The organism is Pseudomonas sp. S31 (genome assembly GCF_016648105.1).
Taxonomy (GTDB): domain Bacteria; phylum Pseudomonadota; class Gammaproteobacteria; order Pseudomonadales; family Pseudomonadaceae; genus Aquipseudomonas.
The window spans coordinates 1-468 of record NZ_JACVVE010000094.1 but is presented as its reverse complement, the minus strand read 5'-3'; the positions used below and the strand labels follow the sequence as shown (position 1 = coordinate 468).

Sequence of the window (468 nt, the reverse complement as noted above, 5' to 3'; positions counted from 1 at the left end):
GAATGTTGATTTCTGACTTTTGTCAGATCGTTCTTTAAAAATTCGGATATGTGATAGATATAGACTGATGACCAGTTTCACTGCTGGAAATCAGGCTAAGGTAAAATTTGTGAGTTCTGCGCGCAAGCGCAACGTACGAATTTTCGGCGAATGTCGTCTTCACAGTATAACCAGATTGCTTGGGGTTATATGGTCAAGTGAAGAAGCGCATACGGTGGATGCCTTGGCAGTCAGAGGCGATGAAAGACGTGGTAGCCTGCGATAAGCTTTGGGGAGTCGGCAAACAGACTGTGATCCAGAGATCTCTGAATGGGGGAACCCACTCAGCATAAGCTGAGTATCTTGTACTGAATACATAGGTGCAAGAGGCGAACCAGGGGAACTGAAACATCTAAGTACCCTGAGGAAAAGAAATCAACCGAGATTCCCTTAGTAGTGGCGAGCGAACGGGGACCAGCCCTTAAGTTG

The 468-nt window shown here is 46.4% G+C and carries 1 rRNA gene; it reads left to right on the top strand.

Features of this window, described 5'->3' with window-relative positions:
* Positions 1 to 191: 191 nt before the first annotated feature.
* Positions 192 to 468 (top strand): 23S ribosomal RNA (locus IAE37_RS28615); the annotation flags it as partial.